The sequence below is a fragment of the Acidimicrobiales bacterium genome (assembly GCA_035546775.1).
Classification (GTDB): Bacteria; Actinomycetota; Acidimicrobiia; order Acidimicrobiales; family JACCXE01; genus JACCXE01.
In genome coordinates this window covers 41,656-49,674 of sequence record DASZWD010000016.1, presented here as the reverse complement: position 1 = coordinate 49,674, position 8,019 = coordinate 41,656, and the positions used below count along the sequence as shown (strand labels likewise).

Below are 8,019 nucleotides of genomic sequence, written 5' to 3'. Positions count from 1 at the left end.
CGCCCAGTTCGGCGTGTGCTTTCGGTTTGCGGGGTTAGCCGCGGGCCTTCAATGCTTCGATGAGCTTGGGCATGACCTTGTGGACGTCGCCCACGATGCCGAGATCGGCGATCTGGAGGATGGGCGCTTCCTGGTCCTTGTTGATCGCCACGATGTTCTTCGAGCCCTTCATGCCGACCATGTGCTGAGTGGCGCCCGAGATACCGCAGGCGATGTACAGCGTCGGCTTGACGGTCTTGCCCGTCTGGCCGACCTGGTAGGCGTAGGGCACCCAGCCGGCGTCGACTATGGCACGCGACGCGCCGGGCGCACCGTGGAGCAGCTTCGCCAGGTCTTCGACCATCTGGTAGTTCGCCGCCTCGCCGAGGCCACGGCCACCCGACACGACTACCGCGGCCTCGTCGAGCTGCGGTCCGGTGCGCTCTTCGACGTGGCGCTCGTTGACGACGGGTGCGTTGGTCGCCCCCGTCTCGGGAACGGCGAGGCTCTGCACCGTGGCGCTGCCCCCGTTCGGCTCCGCCGCGAACGACTTGGGCCGCACGAGGTAGATGAACGGGCCGCTGCCGGTGAAGGTCGCCTGCACGATCGTCGAGCCACCGAAGATGGCGTGCGACGCCACTGGCGGATCGCCGGCGTCGAGGCCGACGACGTTGGTCAGCACCGGCTTGTCGAGCTTGGCCGACAGGCGACCGGCGACGTCACGACCGTCGTAGGACTGGCCGATGAGGAGGATGTCAGGACCGTTGCCGGCCTCGATGGCCGCAGCGATCGCCGCAGCCACCGGCACGCCGGCGAGCGACTGACCGAGGTCGCCGAGGTCGTGGACAACCGACGCACCGTGGGCGCCGAGGTCGCCGGCCAGCGACGCCACATCGGCGCCCCAGGCGACGGCTTCGACGTCGCCGAGCTCACGCGCCTTGGTGAGCAGTTCGAGGGAGAGCGACGAGACCTTGCCGTTCGCCGCCTCCGCGAGCACCCAAACCTTCGCCACTTAGATCACCTTCAGCTGGTCGAGGAACGCAATGATCTTCTCGTGGGCGTCGCCTTCGTCGACGACGATCTCGCCTGCCTTGCGCTCTTCGGCTGCGGCCACGTTGGTGATGTTCTGACCCGAGCCGGCGGCGCCAACCGCGCCGGCGTCGACCCCGAGGTCGGCGACGGTCAGCTGGTCGAGCGGCTTGCCCTTGGCGGCCATGATGCCCTTGAAGGACGGGTAGCGGGGCTCGACGACGCCGGCGGTCACGGTCACCAGCGCCGGGAGCGGGCAGGTGACTTCGTCGTAGCCGGCTTCGGTCTGGCGCTGCACCTTGACGTTCGAGCCGTCGACCTCGATGTGCTTGGCGAAGGTCACCGCCGGCAGGTCGAGCAGCTCGGCGATCTGCACCGGCGTGGTGCCGGTGTAGCCGTCGGTCGACTCGGTGGCCGCCAGGATCAGGTCGTATTCGTTGCGCTTGATGGCGGCAGCGAGGACCTTGGCGGTGCCGAGCGCGTCCGAGCCCTTGAGCGCATCGTCGGAGACCAGCGTGGCCTTCTCGGCGCCCATGGCGAGGGCGGTGCGCAGACCGGCCGTCTCGCCGTTCGGCGCCATCGACACGAGCGACACCGAGCCGCCACCGGCGGCCGTCACGAGCTGCAGGGCCATCTCGACGCCGTACATGTCCGAGTCGTCGATGATGAGCTTGCCGGAACGGTCAAGGAAGTTATCGGGACCCAACGAGCCAGGATTGGCGGGGTCCGGGATCTGCTTCACGCAGACAACGACGTTCATGGGGCAGGAGTCTTGCCGATTCTCGGTGGGCCGCACCAAACCGGGTTACTTGCCGGTAGCGTCGAGCCGTGAACGTGCGCGGAAAGCGGGTCGTCGTCACCGGAGCGTCGCGGGGCATCGGCGCCGATCTCGCCCGCCGATTCGCGTCGGTCGGTGCTCGCGTCGTCCTGGTCGCTCGCGGAGCCGACGCGATCGAAAAGCTGGCGGCCGATCTCGACGGCGAGGCCCACCCGTGCGACCTCGGCGACCGTACGCAGCGCGACGGCCTCATTCGGCGCATCGAGGCGCACGGGCCGATCGACGTGCTCGTCAACAACGCCGGTCTCCTCGACACGACCGCGTTCGACGCGATGGATCCGGCCTCGATCGACGCGCTCATCGACGTGAACCTCCACGCGCCGATCCAGCTGACCCGTGCTGCGCTGCCTGGGATGCTGGCGCGGCGCACCGGGCGCATCGTCGACATCTCGTCGATGGCGGGCTCGTCCTGCCTCCCCGGCGTCGCGGTCTACGGCGCGACGAAAGCGGGCTTGAGTCACTTCAACGGCTACATGCGCGCCGAGCTCGCCGGCACCGGCGTGTCGACCACGCTCGTCGAGCTCGGCCCCGTCGACAACGAGATGGGCAACAGCCTCGACGCCCACGGCCCGATGCACCGGTCCCTCGATCGGCTGCGGGCGCTGCGCCTGGTGAAGGAGTTGCCACCCGAGCGCGTCGCCCGCGCCATCGTGCGCGCCGTCGAGCGCGACGACACCTACCTGCGGATGCCCAAGCGCGCCGCCGCCTTCCCCGTCATCGCGACGGTGCCGCGCCAACTGGGGCGAGTCCTCCTCGCCGGCGTCGACGTGAAAGCATCGGAGACCGATGCCTCGCGTCCTCCTGCTGTGTAACCCGTCCGCGTCGTCGGTCACCCCGCGCGCTCGCGTCGTCATCCAGGCGGCGTTCGGCGCCGAGGCCGACGTCACGGTGGCCGAGACGAGTCGTCGCGGCCACGCCACGCGGCTGGCGCAGGGCGCGGCGGCGAACGGCACCGACGTCGTCGTCGTGCTCGGCGGCGACGGCACCCTCAACGAGGCGGCCAACGGACTCGTCGGCTCGGCGACGGCACTCGCGGCGCTGCCGGGCGGGTCGACCAACGTGTTCGCCCGCACCATCGGCTTGCCCAACGACCCGATCGAGGCGACGGGCGCACTCATCGAGGCGCTGCGCGCCGGCAAGCGCAAGCGCGTTGGACTCGGCAACGCCAACGGCCGCTACTTCACGTTCCACGTCGGCGCCGGCTTCGACGCCGCCGTCGTCGAGGAGGTCGAGAAGCGCTCGTCGCTCAAGCGCTACGCCGGCAACCCGCTGTTCGTGTACGCGGCGTTCCGCACGTGGTTTCGCGGCTTCGACCACAAGACGCCGGCGTTCGCCGTCCACCACGCCGACGGCACGATCATCGACGACGGGTACTTCTCGATCTGTCAGAAGACCGACCCCTACACGTACCTCGGACGACGGCCGCTGTCGCTAGCGCCTGAAGCGACGCTCGACTCGGGACTCGCCGTCACGACGCTGCGCTCGATGAGCTTCGCGACGATCATCGGCGCGGCCGGCTCGGCGATGGGGTCGGGCCGCCACCTCCGGCGGTCGCACCGCATCGACCGCCGCGTCGACGTCGACTCGCTCACCCTCGTCGGCCACCGCAAGTTCCCGTACCAACTCGACGGGGAGTTCGTCGGTGAAGTCGACCGCCTCGAATTGCGCTACCAGCCTGACTGCCTCGACCTCGTGGTCCCCTAAGGACGCACCGTCTGCACCGCCAACGCCACGTCGTTGGTGATGATGGCATTCACGCCGAGGTCGGCGAGGCGGCGCATCTCGACCGGGTCGTCGACCGTCCAGGTGTTGATCACGACGCCGGCGTCGCGGGCCGCGTCGGCCAACTCGGCCGTGACCGTCGTGTGGTGCGGATGGATGGCGCCGTGGCCGTGCTCGACGACGGTGCCGAGCGCTTGCAGTTGGTCGTAGGCAGAGATCGTCAACCAGCCCGTGGCGATCGACGGATCGGCGGCACGCACGGCGTTGATGGCGGCGAGACCGAAGCTCGACACGACGACGCGATCGGCGATCTTCAGGCGGCGTACCAGCGCCACGACGCCGGCGGCGACGCGCTCTTCGGGGTCGAAGTCCGGGTCGATCGGCACGTTCTTGATCTCGATGTTGACCAAGCCCGGGCACACTTCCAGCGCCGCCTCGAGGTGCGGCACGTACAGCGGCACTTCCATCTCGTTCGACTCGACGATCAGTCGTCCCGTCACGACGGCGGCATCGTGGTGCACGACCAGCGCGCCGTCCTTGGTGCGGCGCACGTCGAGTTCGACCCCGTCGGCGCCGAGTTCGAACGCACGGGTGAAGGCTTCGAGCGTGTTCTCGTGCGCCTCCGCCGACGCACCGCGGTGTCCGAGAATCTTCATCGCGTGTTCAGCAGCGGGATGCGAAGTTCGACAACGGTTCCGTTGTCCGAGCGAATGTCGATCGTCCCCTTCAGCTGGCTCGTAACAAGGTTGGTGACGATCGACAAGCCGAGGCTGTCGGTGGACTCCGGGGTGAAGCCCTCGGGCAGTCCCTCGCCGTTGTCGCGCACCTCGACGTCGAGGTCGTGCCCGTCGTTGTGGAGCTTGAGCGTGACGAGCCCGTAGGCGTCGTCGTCGCCACTGTCTTCGGGGAAGGCGTGCTCGCTGGCGTTCTGCAGCAGTTCCGAGATGACCACCGCCAGCGGCGTCGCCACCTCGGCGTGCAACTCGCCGGCGTCGCCTTCGATCCGGAACTCGACGTGGCGACCGCCGACGACGGACTCCTCGGCCATGCGCACGAGGTCGCGCACGACGTCGCCGAAGGCCACCTGGTCCCCCGGGTCCATCGACAACACTTCGTGGACGCGCGCAATCGAACGAATCCGGCGTTCCGCTTCCTTCAACGCCGCCTTGCCATCGGGCGACGGCAAGCGGCGCGCCTGCAGCCGCAGCAGCGACGAGATCGTCTGGAGGTTGTTCTTCACGCGGTGGTGAATCTCGCGAATGCTCTCGTCCTTCGAGAGCAGCAGGCGGTCACGGCGGCGGATATCGGTGACGTCGCGCAACAACACCAGCCCACCGGTCACGTCACCGCGATGCAGCAACGGCAAGCAGCGCAACTGCACGACCACGTCGGGTGCCCGCTCGACTTCTTCGGTTACGGGCTTGCCGGCGAAGAAGGCGCGGCTGACGGCGGTCTCTTCGACGCCGACGTCGTCGAGACGGCTGCCCGTCACGTTGGCGTGGATGCCCATGCGGTGCAGCGCGTTGACGGCGTTGGGTGACGCGTATTCGATGCGGCCCGACGCGTCGAGCACGATGGCGCCGTCGCCGACGCGGGGCGTGTCCTCGCCCACGTCGTCCTCGGTGGCGAAGGGGTACTCGCCGCGCACGATCATGCGGGCGAAACGCTCGAACGTGTCGCCGTAGACGCGCTCGAGCGCCCCCGGCCGCCGCGTCGCCGACAGGGGGGCCTCGCGGGTCATCACGGCGATCACGTTGCCGTCGCGGCGCACCGGGATGCCCTGCATGCGCACGCGGTCGGCGAGCTCTCCGAGTCCGACCTCGCCCTCGACGATCTCGCCGGAGCGGAACGCGCGGGCGACGACGGGCCGGTCGGCCTCGGGGATCCTGCGCCCGACGAGGTCGTCGTGGTGCAGCGTCTGGCTCGTGCTCGGGCGCATCTGGCCCAGCACGACGAAGTCGTCGTCGGTTGCTTCGGCCAGCAGTACGAGGTCACCGAAACACAGGTCGGCGAGCATGCCCCAGCCGCGGATCAGACGCTGGAGATGGTCGATGGCGTCGTCGCTGAGTTTGGTGTGCGCGCGGGCCAATTCGGCGAGCGTGGCCACCGATTACCAGATCTTCTCGCCGAGGTGCAGCAGGCCGCCGAGATCGGTGATGTCGGTCTCGAAGTAGGGCACCGCGGCGACCACGTCGGGCGACGCGGCCAACTCGGCGCGCTGTTCGGCTTCGCGTTGGGCGACCACCGAGAACCGAAGGTAGCTATCGGCGATCTCGTCGAGCACCCGCGCCACGTCGGCGTCGTCCTCGCCGTCCTTCACCACGGCTGCCGCCAGCTGCTTCGCCTCGCCCGGGATGCGCTCGGCGACCCGGTACGACTCGGGATCGAGAAAGTACGCCGGCAGCACCTTGTTCAACACGATGGCGCCGAGGTGCAGCTTGCGCGCGCCGAGTTGTTCGAGAAAGAACTCGGCCTCGTCGAGTGGTGCCGCTTCGAGCGTCGACACGACGACGAACGTCGAGCGCCTGTCGCGCAAGAGCGCCGACACCGCGCGGGCGCGCTCGACAAAACCGTCGTACATCGACTGGAAGAGGATGAAGAACTCCGCGATGTCCTGGAGGAACTGCGTGCCGAGGATCCGGTCGGCCACTTGGTAGAACGGCTTGCTCGCCATGCTCACCAACCGCGACCGGTAGGGCGCGATGAGCAGGCGCAGGAAGCGGCTGGTGAAGAACTCCGCCATGCGCTCGGGGGCGTCGAGGAAGTCGACGGCGTTGCGCGTCGGCGGCGTGTCGACGATCACGAGGTCGTAGGTGCCGCTGGCATGGATCTCGTAGAGCCGCTCCATGGCGATGTAGTCGTGGCTCTGCACGAAGCGACCGGCGAAGTTTTGGTAGAGCTTGTTCTCGAGAATCGCGTGCTCGGTGGCGCGGTCCGGCGCGTGTCGCTTCACCAGGTCGTCCCAGCTCTGACGGGTGTCGAGCATGGCGGCGTACAGCTCGCCGCGCGGCTTCACCCCTGCCGCTTCGAACGCCGATTCGGGCACGCGCCGCTCCACGTTGCCGAACCCCTGGAGGCCGAGGGCGTTGGCCAAGCGGCGCGCCGGATCGACAGTGAGGACCAGCACCTTGCCGCCATGACGTGTCGCCGCCAGCGCGCCGAGCGCCGCCGCCGTCGTCGTCTTGCCAACGCCGCCCGACCCGCAGCACACGACGATCTCCTTGGCCGCCAGGAGCTGTTCGATCGATCCGGCGCGCGCCATCAGTAGCCCAACTCCGCGGACAAGGCAGCGGCGACCATGCGCGTCGCCCGCATGCCGTGGGTGCGCATGAACAGATACGGCACGTACAGCATCGGCACGCGGCGGTCGAGTTCCGAACGCAGGCGCTCGAGGTGTTCGGCACTTCCGCGGCGTAGGGCGACGGCCAGCGACGCGCCTTCCATCAGGTAGTCGACCGAGCCGCCGGCCGCTGCCCCGATTTCGGCGCGACGCTCGGGCGTGTTGAGGGCGTCGAACAACTCCTCCTCGCGCCGACCGAACAACTCGGGCAGCACGCGGTTGATCACGACGGCCGCGAGGTCGACGTTGGTTTCCGTGTCCAGCCGCGCCGCCAGCTCGAGCGTTTCGTTGACCGGCATCTCCTCGGGCGTCGCCGTGACGATGAGTCCGGTGATCGCCGGATCACCGAGGATTTCGAGCATCCAGTCCGTCTGCTGGCGGATGAGGCCGACGGACACGAGCTCGTTGATCGATTGCGGCGCGGTGAGTTGGCCGACGATGTGGCCCGACGCGACCGCGTCGACGACGATGAGGTCCCAGTGCTGCTCGCGCACCTCCCACACCATCTTGCCGATGGTGAGGATCTCGCGGACGCCGGGCGCGGCGGTCGCCACGTATTCGAAGATGCGGTTGAGCGGGCCGATGCGCACCAGGAGCGGCAGGCGCAGCTGAAGGCTCAAGTACTCCTTTAGCGACTCCTCGCTGTCCATCGACATGGCGAAGAGGTTGGGGCTGACCTCGCGTGGCTCGAATTTGGTCGGGCCGCATTCGAGAAAATGCGAAAGGTTGCCCTTGGCGTCAAGCTCGCACACAAGCGTGCGCTTGCCACGGTCGGCGGCGAGCTGCGCCAGCGCCGCGGCCGTAGTGGTCTTGCCCACGCCACCCTTACCGGTGACGATGAGCAGGCGCCGATCCAGCAGATCAGCGGGTGCTGGCATTAGGCGCCGAAGCCGACCTTCCGGTCCGCGTTCGACCGACCGAGCTCGACGTAGGCAATGCGGTCGGAGGGCACGCCGACGGTCTTGCCCTTGCGATCGGTGAGCCACAGCACCGGGTTGGTGCCCGACACGGCCGCGTCGATCAGCTTGGAGATCTCGTCGCGGTTCGTCTCGTCGGGCAGCTCGACCTCGAGCTCCTTGCCTGTGTAGATGACACCAATGCGGACGTCCAC

Annotated in this window: 9 protein-coding genes; 2 read left to right on the top strand and 7 right to left on the bottom strand. The window is 68.5% G+C overall.

Features of this window, described 5'->3' with window-relative positions; translation table 11 throughout:
- Positions 1 to 34 precede the first annotated feature (34 nt).
- Positions 35 to 991 (bottom strand): electron transfer flavoprotein subunit alpha/FixB family protein, encoded by a 957-nt coding sequence (locus tag VHC63_03465; GenBank protein HVV35635.1) that lies wholly within the window; start codon positions 989 to 991, stop codon positions 35 to 37.
- Entirely contained in the window at positions 992 to 1,768 is a 777-nt protein-coding gene (locus VHC63_03460) for an electron transfer flavoprotein subunit beta/FixA family protein (protein ID HVV35634.1), read from the bottom strand.
- A 68-nt stretch (positions 1,769 to 1,836) separates the two neighbouring features.
- Here VHC63_03460 and VHC63_03455 point away from each other — a divergent pair, with 68 nt between their 5' ends.
- The gene (locus VHC63_03455) at positions 1,837 to 2,658 is read left to right on the top strand and encodes an SDR family NAD(P)-dependent oxidoreductase (protein ID HVV35633.1); all 822 of its coding nucleotides are present in this window, start codon (positions 1,837 to 1,839) and stop codon (positions 2,656 to 2,658) included.
- Entirely contained in the window at positions 2,633 to 3,550 is a 918-nt protein-coding gene (locus VHC63_03450) for a diacylglycerol kinase family protein (protein HVV35632.1), read from the top strand. Before VHC63_03455 ends, VHC63_03450 begins: the two co-directional genes overlap by 26 nt.
- On the opposite strand, the gene VHC63_03445 is transcribed toward VHC63_03450, so the two are convergent.
- The 5 genes from VHC63_03445 to VHC63_03425 are packed head-to-tail and all read right to left on the bottom strand — an operon-like array spanning position 3,547 to position 8,019.
- Positions 3,547 to 4,224 (bottom strand): glycerophosphodiester phosphodiesterase, encoded by a 678-nt coding sequence (locus VHC63_03445; GenBank protein ID HVV35631.1) that lies wholly within the window; start codon positions 4,222 to 4,224, stop codon positions 3,547 to 3,549. The genes VHC63_03450 and VHC63_03445 overlap by 4 nt on opposite strands.
- Positions 4,221 to 5,675: a histidine kinase N-terminal domain-containing protein gene (locus VHC63_03440; GenBank protein ID HVV35630.1), complete on the bottom strand. Its 1,455-nt coding sequence runs from the start codon at positions 5,673 to 5,675 to the stop codon at positions 4,221 to 4,223. The genes VHC63_03445 and VHC63_03440 overlap by 4 nt, the downstream gene beginning before the upstream one ends.
- Before the next feature lie 3 nt (positions 5,676 to 5,678).
- Positions 5,679 to 6,830, bottom strand: coding sequence for an ArsA-related P-loop ATPase (locus VHC63_03435; GenBank protein HVV35629.1), 1,152 nt, complete (start codon positions 6,828 to 6,830; stop codon positions 5,679 to 5,681).
- Positions 6,830 to 7,786, bottom strand: a complete 957-nt coding sequence (locus VHC63_03430) for an ArsA family ATPase (GenBank protein ID HVV35628.1) — start codon at positions 7,784 to 7,786, stop codon at positions 6,830 to 6,832. The genes VHC63_03435 and VHC63_03430 overlap by 1 nt, the downstream gene beginning before the upstream one ends.
- A complete protein-coding gene (locus VHC63_03425) occupies positions 7,786 to 8,019 on the bottom strand; it encodes a DUF3107 domain-containing protein (GenBank protein HVV35627.1) in 234 nt (77 codons plus the stop codon). The genes VHC63_03430 and VHC63_03425 overlap by 1 nt, the downstream gene beginning before the upstream one ends.

Coding starts and splice junctions, on each gene's coding strand:
- VHC63_03445 (HVV35631.1), bottom strand. CDS start 4,224: ATGAAGATTCTCGGACACCGCGGTGCGTCGGCGGAGGCGCACGAGAAC.
- VHC63_03435 (HVV35629.1), bottom strand. CDS start 6,830: ATGGCGCGCGCCGGATCGATCGAACAGCTCCTGGCGGCCAAGGAGATC.
- VHC63_03460 (HVV35634.1), bottom strand. CDS start 1,768: ATGAACGTCGTTGTCTGCGTGAAGCAGATCCCGGACCCCGCCAATCCT.
- VHC63_03430 (HVV35628.1), bottom strand. CDS start 7,786: ATGCCAGCACCCGCTGATCTGCTGGATCGGCGCCTGCTCATCGTCACC.
- VHC63_03450 (HVV35632.1), top strand. CDS start 2,633: ATGCCTCGCGTCCTCCTGCTGTGTAACCCGTCCGCGTCGTCGGTCACC.